This is a genomic window from Flavobacterium sp. WG21 (assembly GCF_000335775.1).
Taxonomy (GTDB): domain Bacteria; phylum Bacteroidota; class Bacteroidia; order Flavobacteriales; family Flavobacteriaceae; genus Flavobacterium; species Flavobacterium tructae.
The window spans coordinates 187,909-207,838 of record NZ_AMYW01000003.1 but is presented as its reverse complement, the minus strand read 5'-3'; the positions used below and the strand labels follow the sequence as shown (position 1 = coordinate 207,838).

Here is a 19,930-nt window from a genome sequence, read left to right as displayed (position 1 = left end):
AAACTTATATGTTACGGTCCCCGTTTTTTTATTTTATTATCTTTTTTTTACTGTTTTCCTGTACAGAAAAAAAACTATTAATATCAACATAGAATCTAAACGCAAAGAGGCACTTAGCATAAGAAATAAAGCAATTCAAAATTTTAATAACCAAAATTTTAATACTGCTTTTGACCAATTTAACAAATCAAAACTACTTTATGAAAATTTAAAAGACAGTGCCAATATTGGATACATACTTATTCAAATGGCGGCAATTCAGCAAGTAAATGGAGACTACTATGGTAGTAAGGAAACAGTAACCGATGCATTACCATATGTTAAAAAAAAGAGTCTCTACGTCGCTGCCATAAACAATACACTAGGTATTGCAGATAAAGAACTCTCTCTTTATGATGACGCCATTCTTTACTACGAAGAGGCAGCTAAAGACTATAAAGACCCCGTTGAAAAACAAGCTCCTTTAAATAATATTGCATCCATCTATATCCAGCAAAAAAAATACGATAAAGCAATCAATCTTTTAGAATCATTTTTAAGAAAAAAATTATTAAACGAAAAAGCTCAACCAACGAAGAAGCCCTTAATTTTGGATAACTTAGGTTATGCATATTTCAAAAAAGGAATAAATGAAAAAGGATTTCGTTTAATGAGCGAAGCTCTTCAAATAAGAAATGAAATTAATGATACTTATGGAAGCATCGAAAGTTACCTGCACCTTGCCATTTACTACTCTAAAAAAGACAATCAAAAATCTAACAAAAATGCCCTTGAAGCATATAATATAGCTACAAACCTAAATAGTATTGACGAAAGATTAGAAGCACTTCAAATTTTAATCTCAAATGATCACAGTCCACAAACCAGCAAATATGTACAAAGATATTTTAAACTAAACGACAGTATCATTAAGGTTCGAAACAACTTTAAAAATAAGTTTGCCAAAATTAAATACGATGCTAAAGTAGAAAAGGATGAAAATGCTAAACTTCGTTTAGAAAAAGCCGAAACTCAATTGTCTCTCCAGAGAGCTAAATATCTCAAAATTGTATCTGCAATTATTTTCTTTTTCTTAATCGTTCTAATTGTAATTGTAGTGCGTTACTATAAAAACAAGAACAAAGCAATCGAATTTAAAACTTCGTATATGACCGAAGCCCGCATCGCAAAAAAAATTCATGATGAGCTGGCAAACGATGTTTATAATGTCATTGCTTTTGCAGAGTCACAGCCTTTATCTAAAGAAAACACCAGAGAAAATCTACTCCAAAAACTAGATGATATTTACAGCCGTGTAAGAGGAATTTCCAGAGAAAACAACAAGATTGAGACTGGTGCAGATTTCACTTACAGCATTAAAGAAATGCTTTCGACTTACAAAACCAACGAAAGAAACATTATTGTCACCAATTTAGAAAGCATTAACTGGGAAACGATTAACGATACTAAAAAGATCACCATTAGCCGAATTTTACAGGAATTAATGGTGAATATGAGAAAACACAGCAACGCCACTATTGTTGGGATAAAATTTGAAAATAACGAGAAATCAATCGCTATAAACTATACCGACAACGGTAAAGGTTTTGAAAAGGCCACTATTGCAAAAAATGGTCTGCAAAACATGGAACAACGCATCCAGGCCGTTAAAGGAACTATTACTTTTGATACAGCACCGGATAAAGGATTTAAAGCGAACCTATCTATACCTAAATAAATTCAACATTATAATTTGACTATCTAATAACTTGCATATACAAAAAAAGCCTTTCAAGATTACTCTCAAAAGGCTCTTTCCCTTCAAAAAACAGGTTGTAAAAAACTAATCCTGTGTACTATTTCGTTTTTTAAGGCAAATAAACTTTAGTTTAAATTAGATACAATGTCTTTCTCTAAAATTTCAACGGCTTCTTTCCAGTTGTTTACCCTTAAATGGTGCGTAAGATTAACGTTATGAAATGCGGTAAACATAATTGGTTTTCCCATGCAATGATCTAAATTTTTTCTGTGATCATCAATCATATAATCGGTATTGATAATTCGTTTGCTGCCGCATAAAATGATGTTTTCCCATGTGATAAAAGGAAAATGCTCTGCCAACCAGGCTACTTTCTCAGCCAGTGATACCGGAAACTCTGTTGCAGCAGAAACAATAAATATTTCAAAATTTTCCTGTAATCGGCGTAAACTTTCGACTGCGTCGGGTATTACCGGCAGATTTCTGAAAAAATTATCTGCATTCAAAACTTTACGCAAAAGCACCCTGTCACTAAAAGCTTCTTCTTCGCTTAATCCCTGAATACTTTCTTTTGAAAGTGAGGTTCCGCTCTCTTCGTTATACTGTTTTATTAATTGTGCTTCAATGTCGGCAAGTACACCGTCCATATCGATGGCAATAGTTTTCTTTTTCATTTCGATTAATTTTGCAACAAATTTACGCAAATATTGCAAAGTATTGCAATTTTAACTTATTTTTGCAATATAAATTTGCAAGACATGAAAAAAGAGGAACGTCAAAAAGTAATTTTAGAATACCTGTCAAAAGAACATCGACTTACTTTACAAGAACTTAGCGTCTATTTAAATGTTTCTGAAGACACGATAAGACGGGATGTAAAAGAACTTTCAGATCAGGGATTGTTAAAGGCTGTCCGCGGTGGTGCGGTTGCCCCGTCTCCGATTCCGCTTCATTTTAGAAATAGAGAGAAACATGACCTTGAAAACAAAAAAATAATAGCCGAAAAAGCAATCTCTTATCTAAAAGACGGGCAGGTTGTTTTTATCGATGGTGGAACCACTTCATTAGCTTTAGTAGCCAGTTTCCCTTATGATTTGAAAATAACGGTTATTACAAACAGTTTTCCTGTAGCGGCCCTAATCGAAGATTTGCCCAATATCGAATTGATTTTTGCAGGGGGAAGAATGTGCAAAACTTCTTTCGCGACTGCAAGTATAGAAACCATAGATTTTTTCAGAAACTTCAGAGCTAACATTTGTATTCTCGGACTTTGCAGCATTCATCACGAACGTGGTGTTACAGGGATTTTACACGATGATTCTCAGATAAAAAGAAACATGATTCAGCACTCCGATTTTGTTATTGCTCTGGGCTCTATCGAAAAAGTAGGCACTGCTGAATCCTATTTTGTTTGTCCGATTAAAGATATAGACGTACTGGTGACCAATATTGATCCGAAGGATGAAACCTTAAAACCTTATCAAAATGCAGGAGTGACACTTGTTTAATTTTTGTGATGATAAAGAATGCATTTTATCGTATTAATAAACTGATCCCATCTTTTACTATGATATATTTTAACTTAAAGAAAAATAACAAGGAATGTCAAGTACATCTTCACTAGAACGTTCTTTGTTATAGCAAAATATCAAATAACCTAAACAGTCGAAAAAAAAGTCTTTAAAATTTAATTTTTAAAGACTTCTAGTTTTTAATTACTTTTTCTCAAGAACATTTAACCTATAATTTTGTTCTTCTACTATTTTAATTAAATAGTCAACATTTTTTTGCTGCTCAATTGCATGTAAGGTTAATTCTTCTATTTTTTTAAGCAAACTCAAATTCATCTCTGCTAACATTAATCCATTTTTCTCTATTTCCTGAGCTGAAGGTATTTCTGGTAAATGATTATTTAGTTTAATATATTTTTCGACTTCTCGTAATGATTTTAATTTATAATCATTGGCAAAAACATAATCCGGAACTCCTCCTGCGTTAACCGTTACTTTTACTTCCCGAGCATGAATATCTCCGGCAACCGTAAGTTTTGAATCTGGATTTTTCGTACCTATACCAACATTTTTACTATAATCAATACGCATCACTTCTGTGGCATCGGCTCCCCCAATCATAAAAATTGTAGAGGCTGCTCCTCCGGTATTCGGTCCTATTTTAATATCTCCACCATTACCCCCCATAATGTCGTTTACATAGAGATTTGATCTCACCATTACTTTACCATTAACATCTAAAAGAGTTAAGCTATTTGGTTGATCTGTTCCAATACCTAATTTACCTAAAACGTAACTTGTCCCACTACCCCCAATTTTTAAATTTCCAGAAGATTCTACATCGCTTTTGGAGTCTAAAAGATAACGCCAGCTTTCCCATGTATTTTGCTGAAAAAATGCACTCCTGTATAATATTCTGCCCCCATTCCATGTATTGTCAAAATAAAGTTGTGAATCTAAATGACCTCCTCTACCATTTATCTCTAGCAGAGAGCCCCAGCTAGAGGGTGCACCTGCCCCTTCATAATTATCCCAAAGTCTTATAGACATTGGTTCTACACCAGCTCTGGGTGCACTATTAAAATCTTTTTGACTCTGGCTCCAGTTTAAACTTTTAGTCCCCAAATTACCATCAAAAGTTTGACTGTACGAAAACGAACAAAGTAGTACAATAAATGAACATAGCTTTTTCTTCATGTGTTTTGTTTTGTTTATTCTGACAAATTTAGATAATCTTAAAAAAAGACTCCTAAAATGCTCTTATTTTTTCTAGCACGGTAATATTTTATTTCTATGTCCTACTATAAAATTTTCCTTACTATTTTTTATAACTTTACATCTATCAATAAATTAATCCTAAAAATCCATTTACTATTTGAAAATTAAACATCCGTAAAATGCAATTCCAATATTTTTTGCCATCAGAAATTCTGAAGCCTTATATCAAACATTACTATATTTTTGAATCAGATTCGGATAAGGAGTTTGAAGATACGGTATTTCCCAGTGGCGAAATGGAAATTATTTTCAATCTTGGTGATGGCATTTGGGAATCATTGGTTGACCAGACTTTCTACAAAACTCCAAAAATTGAATTATGGGGACAGATCACTAAACCTCTTGCCATAAAATCAAAAGGCAAACATACGATGTTGGGAATTCGGTTTTATACGCACACGGCAGCTTATTTTTTTAAGGACGAAATCGGAATATTCAACAATCAGATTTTCGATCTCGAGGATATAATTGGTAATCCAATAAAACATTTGCACGATCAGTTACTAGAAACTTCTGATATTAAAAAAAGGATCGAACTGATCGAAACCTTCCTGATACAAAAAATTATAACAAACGATAAAATATCGGATAAGATCGAAAAAGTAGCTCACATCTTATCCAGTTTACTCAACGACCCGACCGAAAGCAATATCAACAGTATTTCAGTAAAATATGGTATAACACCCCGTTATCTTCATAAACTAGTCTTTCAGCATACGGGACTCGCTCCAAAAGCATTTAATAAAATCAAACGTTTCCAACACAGTCTTAAGCTCATTAACACTACCGAATATCCCTTTACTTCTATTGCTTATGATTCTGGCTATTTTGATCAATCCCATTTTATAAGGGATTTTAAATCCTTTACGGGAACTACGCCAACTTCCTATTTAGAGAATCAGTCTCCTATCAATCAATTAATTATCTAAAAAGAATATTCTGCATTACAAAATTAATTCTTAGTACCTTAGAAACTAAGCCCCTTCATTTAAAATTCAGTTCCGATTTGTACAATTCAGACGTTTTTACCCTGACTATCTTTGACAAAAATAATAGTCAATCTAAAAACTTTATACTATGAATTCTTTTAATACGACATCAGAATTGAATCCAAAATCAACCTTTTTCTTAGTTGGTTTTTACAACCTCTTTTTTAATCGAAATCTCATTTATCTGACATTCAAATTCATTGCAATTGTCCTGTTGCTTTCCGGCTGTAATTCATCTTCCAAAAATAAAACAGCAGATTTAAGCGAAGCAAAAAAAGCAATACAGGAAAGCAATGCCATTTATTTTGATTCTTTTAAAAACAATGATCCATCCCTATTCATAGACCGCTATGCTGAAGATGCTTCTATCTTACTCCCAAACGCACCACAAATCTATGGAAAAGAAGGTGCGGCCAAATTTTTCAGAAAAGCTTATGATGAATATGGCTTAAGAGGTGGGAAATTTATCACCACAGCAGTATACGGTGACGGCATAGAGTATGTGACCGAAGAAGGCTTGTGGCAATCCTTAAACTCCAAAGGTGAATTAATGGATGATGGGAAATTTTTGGTTCTCTGGAAGAAAACTTCAAAAGGCTGGAAAATGTTCAGAGATTCTTTTAGCAGTAATCGAGAAGCTAAACAATTGAAATAATCTCTTTTACATTCTTTTCACCCGCAATTAAAAAAGCCTTTCAAGTATAAAATCTTGAAAGGCTTTTGTCTACAAATTAAAAAGCAATATTATTTCCAACCGCCACCTAAGTCTCTGTAAACATGGACTGCAGCATTCAATTGTTCTTTTTTAGTATCTACCAATTCCAATTTTGCTTCTAATGCATCTCGTTGTGTCATTAAAACCTCAAAATAATCTACTCTGGCCGATTTAAACAAATCATTAGAAACATCTATTGAAGTGTTCAGAGCATCTACCTGTTGCGATTTAAGATCATACCCTTTTTGTAAGTTTTCAATCTTCGAAAGTTGATTAGAAACTTCTAAATAAGCATTCAAAATGGTACGATCGTAATTGTACAAAGCCTGAAGCTGTCTTGCATTTGCGCTGGCGAATTCTGCTTTAATCGCATTTCTGTTGATCAGCGGTGCGGCCAGATCTCCTGCTAATGAATACAGAAGTGACTCCGGAAATGTTAACAGATAAGAAGGTTTAAACGCCTGCACTCCTATTGCAGCTGAAATGTCTAATGAAGGATAGAATTCTGCACGTGCCACTTTTACATCTAATTTTGAAGCGACTAATTCTAATTCTGCCTGTTTCACATCAGGACGATTTGCCAGTAATTGAGACGGAATTCCTGAAGTCACAACAGCCGGTAATAAGCTCAGGAAGTTGTTTGTATTGGTTCTTTTGATTTCCTGTGGATATCTTCCCAATAAAAAGTTGATTTTATTCTCCGTTTCTTTTATTTGCTGAAGAATTCCAAATTCCATACTTTTTGAAGTTAAAACCTCAGCTTCAAACTTCTTCACGCCCAGTTCGGTCGCTCTTGCTGCCTGCTTCTGAATTTTTACAATTTCCAAAGCATTCGTCTGCAATTTGATGGTTTGTTTTACAATGTCCAATTGGGTATCTAAAGCCAGTAACTCATAATAAGAATCGGCTACTTCGGCAATAAGATTCGTAATTACAAAGTTCTTCCCTTCAACTGTTGCTAAATATCGGTTTAAAGCTGCTTTTTTAGAATTGCGCAGTTTTTTCCAGATATCAACTTCCCAGTTTGCATAGGCCGAAATAGTAAAATCTCCCAATGGATCTGGGGTCTTTACCCCCGGTTTGATGTCTGTATTGGCATCACCCGCACCCTGACTGGTATAGCGGCCCACTTTCTCTACTCCCGCTCCGGCACGAACACCAACAGTTGGCAATAGAAGTCCTTTTTTTACACGAATGTCATTTCTTGCAATCTCAATTTCCTGCAAAGTAATGTTTAATTCCTGATTGTTCTTAAGGGCAACATCAATTAGCTCTACCAGATTCTGATCTTTAAAATAATCTTTCCACGCTAATGTTGCTGTATTGTTGTTTGCATCCTGAATCTGAGTTGTTGTACCAAACGACTCAGGAACTGGTGTGCTTGTTGTTTTAGTCTCAGGAGCAGGGGCTTTACACCCTGCAACCATGAGACATGCACTCAATGCAATACTATATTGATATGATTTGAATTTATACATGATTGTTATCAATTTCTTCTGTTAATGGATTCTCTTCTTCATGTTTCACTAGTTTGTATCTCTCTGCTATTTTTCCAAAGATGTAATACAAACCAGGAATCAAAAACACCCCACAAATCGTTCCGATAAGCATACCTCCTGCTGCTGCAGTACCAATCGTACGGTTACCAATTTTTCCGGGACCGGTAGCAAATGCAAGTGGTAATAAACCTGCAATAAAAGCAAAGGAAGTCATCAAGATTGGACGGAACCTTGCTTTGGCTCCTTCCATTGCAGCTTCCAGAACTGATTTACCTGCAGCATGTCGCTGGATTGCAAACTCTACAATCAACACGGCATTTTTACCCAATAAACCAATAAGCATTACCATGGCTACCTGTGCATAAATGTTGTTCTCTAATCCTGTTAATTTCAGTAAAAAGAAAGCTCCAAAAATACCTGCCGGTAAAGAAAGAATTACAGATAATGGTAAAATAAAACTCTCGTATTGAGCTGCCAGTACCAGATATACGAATCCTAAACAGATCAGGAATACCCAGATTGCCTGATTCCCCTGTGCCACCTCATCAGCAGAAATACCTGCCCAGTCGATGTCGTATCCTCTAGGCAATTTTTTAGCAGCAACTTCCTGAACAACTTTAATTGCCGTACCGGAACTATATCCCGCTGCAGCCGAACCACTAATTTGTGTGGAAGTGTACATATTATGTCTTGTGATTTCAGAAAGTCCGTATACTTTTTCCAATCTCATAAAAGCGGAGTAAGGTACCATTTCATCACGGTTGTTTTTCACATACAGTTTTAAGATATCATCGGGCTGAGCACGATATTCCGGAGAAGCCTGAACAATTACTTTATAGTTAATTCCGAATTTAATAAAACTGATTTCGTAGTTACTTCCCACAAGAGTTGACAAGGTATTCATGGCATTTTCGATGGAAACTCCTTTTTGTTGTGCCAGATCATTGTCGACTTTCATCATGTATTGAGGAAAACTCGAGCTATAGAAACTAAACACGTTAGACAATTCCGGATGTCTGTTCAATTCAGCAACAAAGTCATTATTTACCTTTTCCATTTTTTTGTAATCTCCGGAACCTGTTTTATCCAATAAACGAAGTTCAAATCCTCCGGCAGCACCATATCCAGGTACAGCAGGCGGTTGGAAAAACTCGATATTAGCTCCTGCAATATCTTTACATTTTTCCTCCATTTCATGCATGATCTCCAAAACAGATTCTTTTCGGTCGCTCCAATCCTTAAGGTTAACCAAACAAGTTCCTGAGTTTGCTCCTGTACCTTCAGAAAGAATTTCATAACCTGCCAATGAAGAAACTGATTTTACTCCATCCATTCCTTCAGCAATTTTCTGAACTCGCTCTGCAATATTGTTGGTTCTTTCTAATGAAGAACCCGGAGGTGTCTGAATAACAGCATAGAACATTCCCTGATCCTCATTCGGAATAAATCCGGAAGGAACTGTGCTGCTCACTAACCATGTTCCGGCACAAAATCCTAACAAAGCAATTACAGTAACGGCTCTTCTGTTTACGATCTTACCTAATACATTTTGGTATTTCCCCTGAGCCAGATTAAACTTATTGTTAAAACCATCTATAAAAACATTAACAGGTGTTTTCTTTTTAGGCAGAGCATGATTATTTTTTAACATCATAGCACAAAGTGCCGGTGTCAGGGTTAAAGCCACAATACCCGAAAGTATAATCGCCGTTGCCATAGTAACTGAGAACTGACGGTAAAACACCCCAACAGGACCTGACATAAAAGCCACCGGAATAAATACCGCCGCCATCAGGAATGTAATCGCTATAATTGCCCCTGCAATCTCATGCATCGCTTTTTTCGTTGCTTTCAGAGGCGACAGATGTTCTTCTTCCATTTTGGCGTGAACTGCCTCGATCACAACGATCGCATCATCGACGACGACTCCAATTGCTAATACTAAAGCAAACAAAGTAATTAAGTTCAATGAAATATCTAAGAAAGTCATGAATACAAAGGTTCCAATCAACGATACCGGTACCGCAATTGCCGGAATAACAGTCGAACGCCAGTCTCCCAAGAAAAGAAATACCACTAAACCTACCAAAATAAAAGCTTCTACCAACGTGTGGATTACTTTTTCGATAGAGGCATCCAAAAATTTAGAAACGTCGTATGAAATTTCATAATCCATTCCTTTTGGGAATTTTTGCTTAATTTTTTCCAATTTCGCTTTTACCTCTTCAATAACCTGATTGGCATTACTTCCAAATGACTGTTTCAATACAATAGCCGCAGAAGGCTTACCATTTAGGTTCGAGTAAATATCATACATCGAACTTCCAAATTCAATATTGGCAATATCTTTCAAACGTAAAAGTTCTCCGTTAGCATTGGACTTTACCACAATATTTCCATATTGCTCTTTTGTGGTAAAACGTCCTGAATATTTCAATACATATTCAAATGCCTGAGAACGTTTACCTGAACTTTCTCCTGTTTTACCCGGAGAAGCCTCCAAACTTTGACTTGACAATGCTTCCATTACCTCATCGGCAGAGATTTTATACGCCAGCATACGATCCGGTTTCAGCCAGATACGCATAGCATATTCACGAGTTCCCAAGATATCTCCGGAACCGATACCATTTACCCTTTTCAATTCTGAAAGTACGTTGATATCAGCGTAGTTGTACAAGAACTTCATGTCGGTATTTTTGTCTGTACTGTAAAGGTTCACGTACATCAACATACTTGGTACTTCTCGGGTAATTTTTATACCCTCTCTAATTACCAATGGAGGTAATTTATTGGTAACCGAAGCTACACGGTTCTGAACGTTAACCGCCGCTTGGTTGGGATCTGTTCCTAAGTTAAAAACTACTTTTATAGTCGCCTCACCATCATTTCCGGCATCAGAAGACATGTATTTCATTCCCGGAACTCCATTTAAAGCTCTTTCTAAAGGAATAATAACTGCCTTGATCATCAATTCACCGTTAGATCCGGGATAATCTGCAGTAACATTCACCATTGGTGGTGAGATTGTAGGGAATTGCGTGATAGGTAAATTCAATACCGACAATACTCCTAAAAAGACAATTATAAGCGATATTACTATCGACAGTACAGGTCTTTGAATAAATTTATTAAACATTTTTTATTTTTTTAATGATTAAACCTATTCTGCTTTTAAGCGTAAATTGTTCATTACCGCTTTAGGAGATTGGAATTCATATTTGATTTTGTCGTTCTCTTTTACTTTTTGAACTCCTTCAAGTAAAATTTTATCGGTATCGGCAAGTCCGGTTCTGATCACATACAAATCAGGGATTTCGCCTGTTATTGTGATTTCTCTTGAATTTACTTTATTGTTCTTATCGATCACAAAAACATATTTTTTATCCTGAATTTCGTAAGTCGCTTTTTGAGGAATTACGATGGCATTCTTAAGCGGAACAATCATCTGAACCTGTCCTGTTTCTCCATTTCTAAGCAATTTTCCTGAATTAGGGAAACGTGCTCTGAACGCAATATTTCCGGTTTCATTATTAAACTCGCTTTCGATAACTTCTACATTTCCTTTTTCTTTAAAGGTTTCACCGTTAGCCAAAACCAAACTTACTCTGTTATCAGCACGATCTTTTACATCGGTTTGATATTGCAGATATTCCGGTTCTGAAACATTGAAATAAGCAAACATCTGACTGTTGTCTGAAAGACTCGTCATCAATTCACCTTCATCAATAAGGCTTCCTAATTTTAATGGAATACGATCGATAGTTCCGTCAAACGGAGCTCTGATTTCTGTAAATGACAAATGAAGTTTTGCCAGTGCTACTTCGGCTTTTGCAGATTGCAATTTTGCCTGTGCTACACTTAATTCGTTCTTAGAAACGATATTTTTATCTGCCAGTAATTTGGCATTTTGAAGTTCTATTTCTACTGATTTTTGTTCAGCTTGTGCTTTTAATAATTCTGCCTGATACATATTTGGCATAATTTTAAACAACAGCTGCCCTTTTTTTACAAATTGTCCTTCATCGACAAAGATGTTTTGTAAAAAACCTTTTTCCTGAGCACGGATTTCAATGTTACGTACTGATTTGATTTGTGAAACGTACTGTTTCGTAAACGAAGTGTCTATTTTTACCGGATTGGTAACAACAAATTTTTCTACTTCTTCTTTTTCTTCTTTTTTAGTTGTACAACTAGTTAGGCACACCAGGGCAATTAAGCCTGTGAACAAGATAATTCTTTTCATGATTTTAATGGAAATTAAGCGATTGAGTGCTTGGAATACGGTGATTCCTTTAGATGAAAAAATGCATCAGGTGCCCTTAGTCAGAACTTAACTTTCATATAAGATGAAGTAGCAAAAAATACATCAACAAAATATGCAGATCACAACTTAGGCAACCGATGTATACTGTTGAATCAAATTCTTAGTACTTGTTGAGTAATGTAGAAAGGATTTGAGTTGCCACAGAATGGCAGAAAGATTTTAAAACGATTATAATCGTTTGCAGCAGTCTGACTGGTAGCAAAGGAAAGATACCAACTGTCAAGTAAGCTGTAATTTGTTGTAAACAAATGGTTTGAGAGACCACCTTTAAGATCATCACTTCCAAGGCATTCTTCTTCAGTATCACAGTCAGCGTCTTCTATGATCGAACTGCCCTGATCCTGATTGGTGAATTTCACACGGTGTCTTTTCTCAAGATGGTGAGAATGAGAGTCTTTAGGAGTACCCGCATTAAGATATTGCCCTCCGCCAAGCAGAAGCAAATTCATAAATACTAAAAAGACTATTAACTTTCTCATTTGGGTGCGAAAGTAAGGAAAGTATCGAAAGAAAAAAAGATTTTTTTATAAGCTTTAACATTTAATAAAACACGAAAACGTTTTCAGAGTTTTAATAGGCTGAAATTGTGATAAAAAGATATCCTTTCTTGTCTAAAAATCATAAAAAATAGACTCTGATTCAGAATCAAATTGATAACATTTCAAAAACAAGCAAAAAAACATCAAAATCGCAAACATCTGAGAATGTATATTGTATTTCGAAAAAATACGCTCTCTTTTCTAAAGTAAAATTTCCATTATGGTAAATTCCTGTCCTGCTTTTGCAAAGACCTGCCCCGTATCCTGCATGCCCAATTTCTCGTAAAAAGCTTTTTTGTTAACTCGAGCGTTACACCAAACTTTTTTCAATTTCTTTTCTTTTGCTAGTTGCAAAATATATTTTACAAGCTCAGAACCAATGCCTTTCCCCTGATATACTTCCAGCGTAGCCAGCTTTCTAAACTGCATTTCGCCATCATTGATGAAACAGGAAATAATTGAAACCTGTTTATCCTCCACAAAAACGCCAAAGTGTAATCCTAAAGCATCTTCTTCTAACTGTACAAACTCAAACAGCTGATCGGGCCACATTACTTCATGCCTGATCTGCCAGGTCTCCGAAGCTTCTATTGTTTTGATTTTCATTGTTCTGCCAATTACTCTTTTACACACAAAGATATTTCATAAAAACAAAAAAGGGAATCTAAGTTGATTCCCTTTTTTACTATTCTACTTTTATATAAAATCGCTCTGTATTATTGTCGGTTATTTTTTCAATACCATCATCTCCCTTCTTACCAACATTAATGACATGTAATTCATTTCCATTTATAGTGCAATTCCAAACTGTACCATCAGATAAAATAATGTCCGAAAACAATGCATCTGATTTCTCTTTGTTGTAATACACTAATTTCTCAGACTTAATAAGTTTTTTTTCTTGTGTTTTCGTATTTTTCTCATACGAAAAGATTTCATCATCTTTAATCTCAATTAATTCCTCAAAATCTTTCTGAGAAGCTGCATTGTTTTGACTAGCAGCCCAAACCGGCTTATCTCCAACCATTTTCCAGGTACCAATAGCCTGCTTTAAAAGATGTTCTCTCAGAACTGTTCTTAAGGTATCTACTTTTTTAATCGATTCCTGACCTATTGTATTATCAGGTTTAATTTTTGAGGCAATGTAAAACAAGTCAATTGCTTTCTTATAATCTGCTTTTTCATAGTAATCTAAAGCTAATTCGTATCTGCTTTTCTGAAATGCGATTTTAGGGTTGTTTTGAGCAAAGTTTTTAAAACAGATTAATAAAACAATAAAAAATAGTTTCTTTTTCATTAATAATGTAGGTTTTCATTTTTTTGCAAACCTAGTTTTTTAATCGCAGACTTCCATCTCCTTTTTAACTTTTTTTAATTTAAATATAAGATTTTACCTATAAATCATCAGAGAAGAAATTCAACGACCCTGTCTCTCTTATATTTACTGCTACTTTTTACTATTTTACTCTAATTTAGACTGAAAATAAATTTAAAACCTCCATTGCTTTATCTGTGTCTTTTTTAGCCACGAAGATATGATCATGATAAAAAGCAGCCACAACATTACAGCTAATACCATTCTCAGAAAGTGCTTTCGAAAAAGCCGCCGTTAAACCAACTGCTTCTAAGGAAGAATGCACCGTGAGTGTGATCCAGGACATTAAAACTGAGTAATCCAGCTTTAAGGTATCAGCAATTTCTTTTTTCAAAATCAGAGTAATTGCTTCATTTTCTTTGAACAACATTACAATATCATCCATAGACATGTTCTCGATCTTTTCTACTTTACAGAAAACATAATCTCCTAAATTATGCTGAGGTTTCATGCTTTTTAGCAATTTTTCCAAATCTTTTTCTCCTGACATTTTAAGTTTTTGTTAAATCGGTTATTTTAGTTTCTCCAGCTTTCCCTTTGCTTCCGAAAAGTTTTTATCCAACAGCAGCGCCTTTTCGTAACTGGCAATTGCATTTTTCTTATCACCATTAGCTTCATAAAAATCTCCAAGGGAATCATATAAATTTGCACTTTTAGGATAATTGGCAACATTTAACTTAAACAGATAACCGGCCAAATCCATATCTTTTTTCCTAAAGACTGATAACCATAAGCATTTACGGTATTTTCAGGAACATTAACGGTATAACCCAATTTTTTTGAAACATTCTCGAAGTGTTTTTCAATCTTAGCAAAAACTGCTTTATTAAAATTAAACTGTTCCGTAATGGAAAGTTTCAATTGATTGAACTTAAACAGAAAACGCAGACCATCATAGGTGGCGATCAATGGCACAGATCCGTGATTGTCATCGTTGTAATATTGGTACGCATAATTCAGATTGCTTTTCTTATTGTTCTGCAAAAAATCATTTAAATCTAAAATAGAACGGATATGTTTGGTAAGAAGTGTTGTATCTTCTCTAACTTTTTCAATATTCATCCCCTCATCCATTGTATTGGCAGCCGCCATAAATAAGGAAACTTTTGACAGGTTTTTATTGGCTAATTTTTTCTTCGTATCTGCTAAAAACTTCTGACGATCCCACCACAAACTTGGATCGATCGCAATATAAGAGTTAAATAAGTCGGTATGATTAGTAAGGATATTCAGGGCTGTCAACCCTCCAAAAGAATGTCCAATCAAAGTTTTAAAAGGTGCTGTGGGGTATTTACTGTCGATATACGGAATCAGTTCTTTTTCAAGGAATTCAACAAATTTTTCTCCTCCACCAGATTGATCACTTAGGCTTTGGGGTACAAAAGGAGGATCAACCTCCGAATGTGTTGGAGTTAAATCACGATTTCGATTAGTGTTGGTAATCCCGACTATAATCATTTCCGGACAATTTGTATTTCCGTTCACTTCGCTCATTTCTTCAATTATCCCAACAACGGAGCTAAAATGTCCCTCGGCATCGAGTAGATAAACGACCGGATACTTTTGTTTTGCTAGACCTGTATTTCGGGCACTTTTAGGAAGATGAATCCATATTTTTCTATTTTCGTTCAGGACTTTAGAAGAAATACTATCGATTGTTCCTATTTCAATTCTATCTTTATTTTGAGCAAATGCAAAACTCGTTAACAATACAAATAAACTGAAGAAGAGTATCTTTTTTCTAAAAACAATTTGTAAACTATTCATTTCTTATTGATTTTTTTCAATTTGTTACTAAAAATTCAAAACTTATTGTGCTGCTTTTATGAAACACAGAAGTCGTCTTTTTAGTAAAAAAAACGACTTCTGTTGTACTCTTTTATTTTGCTGACCAGGTATTGTCGGCAGGAGTAGCATCCATAAAAATACCACCATCAAGCACTACTTTTTTAATTTGCTTGCTGCTCTTCACTGTAACAGCGGCCAATTTTTGATTCGCCTGCCAAACAGCCGGTGTGCTATGAACTGTTTCTGTCGTATTATCTGCGTAGGTTACAATGGCATCAAACGGAATTGCAAAACCACCAACATTGGCTACAGAAATCACATTTTTAGCCACCTTTTTAACGGAAAGATCTAAGTAATTATTCGTGAAAAACCAATTATCAAAAAACCAATTCAAATTTTTACCCGAAGCTGTATTAATCGAATTAAAATAATCCCATGGAACCGGGTGTTTACCATTCCAATTGTCCATATAGGCATGCAATGCTTTTTTAAACAAATCATCACCCAACAAGTCTTTTAAAGCAAGGTATGACAAAGAAGCTTTTCCGTAGGAATTATTGCCATAACCAGAATCTGATAACTGTGACGACATCGTAATGATAGGCTGATCTTCTTCTGTAGACGGATCATTTATATACTGTTCTACGCGAAATTCTTTATAAAACTTATCGGCAGCTTCTTTTCCATGCTCGGCGATTCCTATTAAATATTCAAAAGTTGTCGCCCAGCCTTCGTCCATAAAAGCATAACGCGTTTCGTTGATTCCCATATAAAAAGGAAAATAGGTATGAGCTACTTCATGATCCTGAACCAATTGTGCAAAAACAGGATCTCCCATTTGCGAATCATTACACATCATTGGATATTCCATATCTGCAAAACCCTGAAAAGCCGTCATTTTAGAATACGGATAAGGAACTCCCGGCCAATTGTGTGAGAAGAAATCTAAAGCATATTGGTTGTACTTAATAGAATTTTCGAAATCGGTTCCTTTTACATCATAAGCTGCTTGGATACTCGCGCGTCGTTTTGTTTTTTTATCTACAATTACACTTCCGGCATCCCATAAATAATGATCGCTTAAACCAAAACAAACATCTGTAATGTTTTTAGCTTCAAATTTCCAAACGTTCCAATCGCTTTGTTTTGTTACCAAACCGCTTTTCATTTCCTGCTCATTGGCAATGTGTAAAATTTCATCTGTTACGTATGATTTTTTTAAACGTGCAGCAAATTCAGGCTGTAAAACCTCATCCGGATTCAATAAATCTCCTGTTCCGTAAACCACATAATTTTTAGGTGCTTTTACAGAATACGTATAATCATTAAAATCATTATAAAACTCCTGACCTGAAGTATGAGGCAGGTTATCCCATTTATTGTAATCATCAAAAACAGAAACACGAGGATAACTATAGGCTACAAAAAAAGTAGTGTTATCGATTTGCCCCTCTCTCCCGCTCACTTCTGATAGCGGATAATTCCAATCGATATCAATTGTAATTTTACTATGAGGCGGCAAAGGTTTCTTCATTTTTACGCTCCCAACTGTACCCCAGCTTTTAGCATCTTCTTTGTAAACTTCGCCTTCTATTTTTAAATTTGTAATTGTCAATCCTTCCGTAAAAAAACCTTCACTATTTAGTACCGCTCGTGGCGAGGTTTTTTTATGAATATTATTCACAAATCTAATTCGTAAATTTCTTAGCGTATCATTACTGTTGTTTTCATACACGATCGTTTCGGTTCCGCTAACTATTTTTGTATTGGCATCTACAGTCAAAGCCATGTCATATTTACCATGATTTTGCCAATAATTTTTCCCGGGTTTTCCATCCATAGAACGAACACCGTTTGTATAAGACTCTTTAATATTTCTTGGCATGTAAAGTTCCTGTGCAAAACTATTTTGTGCTAAAAACAAAAACGCTATAAATAGCAATTGAAGTGATTTTTTTTCCATAAGTGATTTTTAAGATTTTGGTGGTTTGATTGATTATAGTAGTTAGATGACATTTTTAGCTTTAAGTTACATTATTCAAAAAATTTATTTCTAAAAATAAACAATAAAGTCAGAACCTCAATCACACAGAAAATCAAAGACTTAAAAAGAAAACAAAAACCGTCCAATTCAAAAAGAAAAAGACGGCCTCTACAATTAATATATAACCTTGGAAACTACAAAATATAATCGGTATTAATAAAATTCGATTCCCTGCTGTTTAGCAATTCCTGCAAAATTTCATTGTTATAAGCGATATCTTTTGAAGCCACAAACGTACGAATAGAAAAAGAACGCAAGGCATCCGGAATACTTAAAGTTCCTACAGCAGAATCTTTACGCCCCGTAAACGGGAAGGCATCAGGACCACGCTGACAAGAACTGTTGAGGTTTACTCTGCATACTAAGTTTACTAAGGCATCAATAAGCGGTGCCAAAGTTTTAATATCTTTCCCAAAAAGACTCACCTGTTGTCCGTAATTCGATTCGGCCATATCTTCAAGCGGTTCGTTGATATCTTTGAAAGAAATAATGGGAACCACTGGTCCAAACTGCTCTTCGTGATACACTCGCATTTCTTTGTTTACGGGATACAAAACTGCCGGAAAAATATAATTTTCACTATGCTTCCCTCCTTTTTCATTCAATACTTTTGCCCCCTTATGTAGGGCATCGTCAATTAAGCCCTGAATGTATTTTGGTTTGTCTGTTTCCGGAAGCGGTGTTAAAGAAACTCCTTTTTCCCACGGATTTCCAAATGCCAGAGCATCCACTTTTTCAGCAAAACGTTTATTGAATTCTTCCGCAATAGATTCATGTACATATAGAACTTTTAGTGCCGTACAACGTTGTCCGTTAAACGATAAACTTCCGGTAATACATTCCTGAATCGCTAAATCTAAATCGGCATCGGGTAAAATAATCGCCGGGTTTTTCGCTTCCAGACCTAAAATCAAACGAAGTCTGTTTTTATTTGGATGCTGATCCTGTAATGCTATGGCCGATTTACTGTTTCCGATTAACGCTAAAACGTCAATTTTTCCTGACTTCATAATAGGCGAAGCTACTTCTCGGCCACGACCGTAAACAATATTGATGACTCCTTTCGGAAAACTGCTTCTGAACGCTTCCAACAATGGCGAAATACATAAAACACCATGTTTTGCAGGTTTAAAAATCACAGTGTTTCCCATAATTAAAGCGGGAATCAACAATGAAAAAGTCTCATTCAAAGGATAATTATAAGGTCCAAGGCACAAAACTACACCCAGAGGCCCACGACGAATCATCGCATTAACACCCTGAACTTTTTCAAAGTGCGAGCTACGTCCGTTTAGTTCCTTATAACTGTCTATGGTATCCTGAATATATTCAACGGTTCTGTCAAATTCTTTTTGCGAATCGCCAAGGTTTTTTCCAATTTCCCACATCAAAAGTTTCACCACCTCTTCGCGGGTTTCCTTCATCTGTTTTACGAAATTCTCCATGCATTTAATGCGGTCAACGACCTTCATCGTTGGCCATAAGCCCTGACCTTTGTTGTAAGCGGCATTGGCAGCTTCTACTACTTCGGCAGCTTCTTTCTCTTCCATAAACGGAATCGATCCTAATAAAGTTGGCGTGTATTTTTCGGTTGAGGAAATGGTCGAAAAAACCGGGGTTGTCTGTCCCGTCCATGGTTTTAATTCTCCATTTACAAGATAAGTATCTTGATTAATCAAATTTTTAATTTGAAATTCTTCGGGTATTAAACTCATAATTTGGTCTGTTATAGTTTGGTTATTAATAGCATTTGAAAAAGAAAAAAGAGGCTTTATAGGCCTCTTCTTCTGTTTTATGGGTTTACGGTTTCACCTTCCCAATCCAGAATTCCACCAAGCAAATTGTAGGCATTACTAATCCCTAACTCATTCATAATCTGACATGCTTTGGCACTTCTGGCACCAGAACGGCAATACACATAATAGTTTTTGTTTTTATCAAGCTCTTCGATTTCATAAATAAACCCTTGTCCTTTATTAATGTCGATGTTTACGGCATTTTCAATGTAGCCGTCATTAAATTCGTCTTCAGTTCTTACGTCCAGTATAACTGCATTCTCGTCAGCAGCCAGCTGATTAACCCAATCTTCTTGTGATAAATTCATAGTAAATGTGTTTTTGTAAAATT

General features: G+C 35.3%; 18 protein-coding genes. 4 read left to right on the top strand and 14 right to left on the bottom strand.

Annotation, left to right across the window (positions count from 1 at the left end; all coding sequences use genetic code 11):
• The first annotated feature begins 247 nt into the window (after positions 1 to 247).
• Positions 248 to 1,717 carry a tetratricopeptide repeat protein gene (locus tag C245_RS22650; protein WP_017495296.1) on the top strand — a complete coding sequence of 490 codons (1,470 nt, stop codon included), beginning with the start codon at positions 248 to 250 and terminating at the stop codon, positions 1,715 to 1,717.
• Positions 1,718 to 1,863: 146 nt separating this feature from the next.
• On the opposite strand, the gene C245_RS0104020 is transcribed toward C245_RS22650, so the two are convergent.
• A complete protein-coding gene (locus C245_RS0104020; RefSeq protein WP_035746215.1) occupies positions 1,864 to 2,412 on the bottom strand; it encodes a 5'-nucleotidase in 549 nt (182 codons plus the stop codon).
• 84 nt (positions 2,413 to 2,496) lie between these two features.
• Here C245_RS0104020 and C245_RS0104015 point away from each other — a divergent pair, with 84 nt between their 5' ends.
• The gene (locus tag C245_RS0104015; protein WP_017495294.1) at positions 2,497 to 3,246 is read left to right on the top strand and encodes a DeoR/GlpR family DNA-binding transcription regulator; all 750 of its coding nucleotides are present in this window, start codon (positions 2,497 to 2,499) and stop codon (positions 3,244 to 3,246) included.
• A 207-nt stretch (positions 3,247 to 3,453) separates the two neighbouring features.
• On the opposite strand, the gene C245_RS24470 is transcribed toward C245_RS0104015, so the two are convergent.
• Positions 3,454 to 4,446: a tail fiber protein gene (locus C245_RS24470; RefSeq protein WP_017495293.1), complete on the bottom strand. Its 993-nt coding sequence runs from the start codon at positions 4,444 to 4,446 to the stop codon at positions 3,454 to 3,456.
• Between the two features lie 200 nt (positions 4,447 to 4,646).
• Between C245_RS24470 and C245_RS0104005 the strand changes: the two genes are divergently transcribed.
• Both C245_RS0104005 and C245_RS0104000 read left to right on the top strand, forming a co-directional pair.
• Complete coding sequence (locus C245_RS0104005) at positions 4,647 to 5,456, top strand: helix-turn-helix domain-containing protein (protein ID WP_017495292.1); 810 nt, start codon at positions 4,647 to 4,649, stop codon at positions 5,454 to 5,456.
• A gap of 148 nt (positions 5,457 to 5,604) precedes the next feature.
• Positions 5,605 to 6,171, top strand: a complete 567-nt coding sequence (locus tag C245_RS0104000) for a DUF4440 domain-containing protein (protein WP_017495291.1) — start codon at positions 5,605 to 5,607, stop codon at positions 6,169 to 6,171.
• An 89-nt stretch (positions 6,172 to 6,260) separates the two neighbouring features.
• Here the strand turns inward: C245_RS0104000 and C245_RS0103995 are convergent, their stop codons facing one another.
• The 12 genes from C245_RS0103995 to C245_RS0103940 form a co-directional block, all read right to left on the bottom strand.
• Positions 6,261 to 7,709 (bottom strand): TolC family protein, encoded by a 1,449-nt coding sequence (locus C245_RS0103995; RefSeq protein WP_026109855.1) that lies wholly within the window; start codon positions 7,707 to 7,709, stop codon positions 6,261 to 6,263.
• Positions 7,702 to 10,869, bottom strand: coding sequence for an efflux RND transporter permease subunit (locus C245_RS0103990; RefSeq protein ID WP_026109854.1), 3,168 nt, complete (start codon positions 10,867 to 10,869; stop codon positions 7,702 to 7,704). Before C245_RS0103990 ends, C245_RS0103995 begins: the two co-directional genes overlap by 8 nt.
• Positions 10,870 to 10,893: 24 nt before the next feature.
• On the bottom strand, positions 10,894 to 11,976 hold the full coding sequence (locus tag C245_RS0103985) for an efflux RND transporter periplasmic adaptor subunit (RefSeq protein ID WP_017495288.1): 1,083 nt from the start codon (positions 11,974 to 11,976) through the stop codon (positions 10,894 to 10,896).
• Between the two features lie 173 nt (positions 11,977 to 12,149).
• Complete coding sequence (locus tag C245_RS0103980; RefSeq protein WP_157495771.1) at positions 12,150 to 12,536, bottom strand: hypothetical protein; 387 nt, start codon at positions 12,534 to 12,536, stop codon at positions 12,150 to 12,152.
• Between the two features lie 261 nt (positions 12,537 to 12,797).
• Positions 12,798 to 13,202 carry a GNAT family N-acetyltransferase gene (locus tag C245_RS0103975; RefSeq protein ID WP_017495286.1) on the bottom strand — a complete coding sequence of 135 codons (405 nt, stop codon included), beginning with the start codon at positions 13,200 to 13,202 and terminating at the stop codon, positions 12,798 to 12,800.
• Between the two features lie 79 nt (positions 13,203 to 13,281).
• Positions 13,282 to 13,893 carry a hypothetical protein gene (locus C245_RS0103970; RefSeq protein WP_017495285.1) on the bottom strand — a complete coding sequence of 204 codons (612 nt, stop codon included), beginning with the start codon at positions 13,891 to 13,893 and terminating at the stop codon, positions 13,282 to 13,284.
• Positions 13,894 to 14,068: 175 nt separating this feature from the next.
• Entirely contained in the window at positions 14,069 to 14,461 is a 393-nt protein-coding gene (locus tag C245_RS0103965; RefSeq protein ID WP_017495284.1) for an ACT domain-containing protein, read from the bottom strand.
• 21 nt (positions 14,462 to 14,482) lie between these two features.
• On the bottom strand, positions 14,483 to 14,674 hold the full coding sequence (locus C245_RS0103960) for a hypothetical protein (RefSeq protein ID WP_017495283.1): 192 nt from the start codon (positions 14,672 to 14,674) through the stop codon (positions 14,483 to 14,485).
• On the bottom strand, positions 14,644 to 15,738 hold the full coding sequence (locus C245_RS0103955; protein ID WP_017495282.1) for an alpha/beta hydrolase: 1,095 nt from the start codon (positions 15,736 to 15,738) through the stop codon (positions 14,644 to 14,646). The genes C245_RS0103960 and C245_RS0103955 overlap by 31 nt, the downstream gene beginning before the upstream one ends.
• Positions 15,739 to 15,850: 112 nt before the next feature.
• Positions 15,851 to 17,722: a M1 family metallopeptidase gene (locus C245_RS0103950; protein ID WP_017495281.1), complete on the bottom strand. Its 1,872-nt coding sequence runs from the start codon at positions 17,720 to 17,722 to the stop codon at positions 15,851 to 15,853.
• Between the two features lie 215 nt (positions 17,723 to 17,937).
• Positions 17,938 to 19,518 (bottom strand): NADP-dependent glyceraldehyde-3-phosphate dehydrogenase, encoded by a 1,581-nt coding sequence (locus C245_RS0103945; RefSeq protein ID WP_017495280.1) that lies wholly within the window; start codon positions 19,516 to 19,518, stop codon positions 17,938 to 17,940.
• A 77-nt stretch (positions 19,519 to 19,595) separates the two neighbouring features.
• A complete protein-coding gene (locus tag C245_RS0103940; protein ID WP_017495279.1) occupies positions 19,596 to 19,907 on the bottom strand; it encodes a rhodanese-like domain-containing protein in 312 nt (103 codons plus the stop codon).
• Positions 19,908 to 19,930 lie beyond the last annotated feature (23 nt).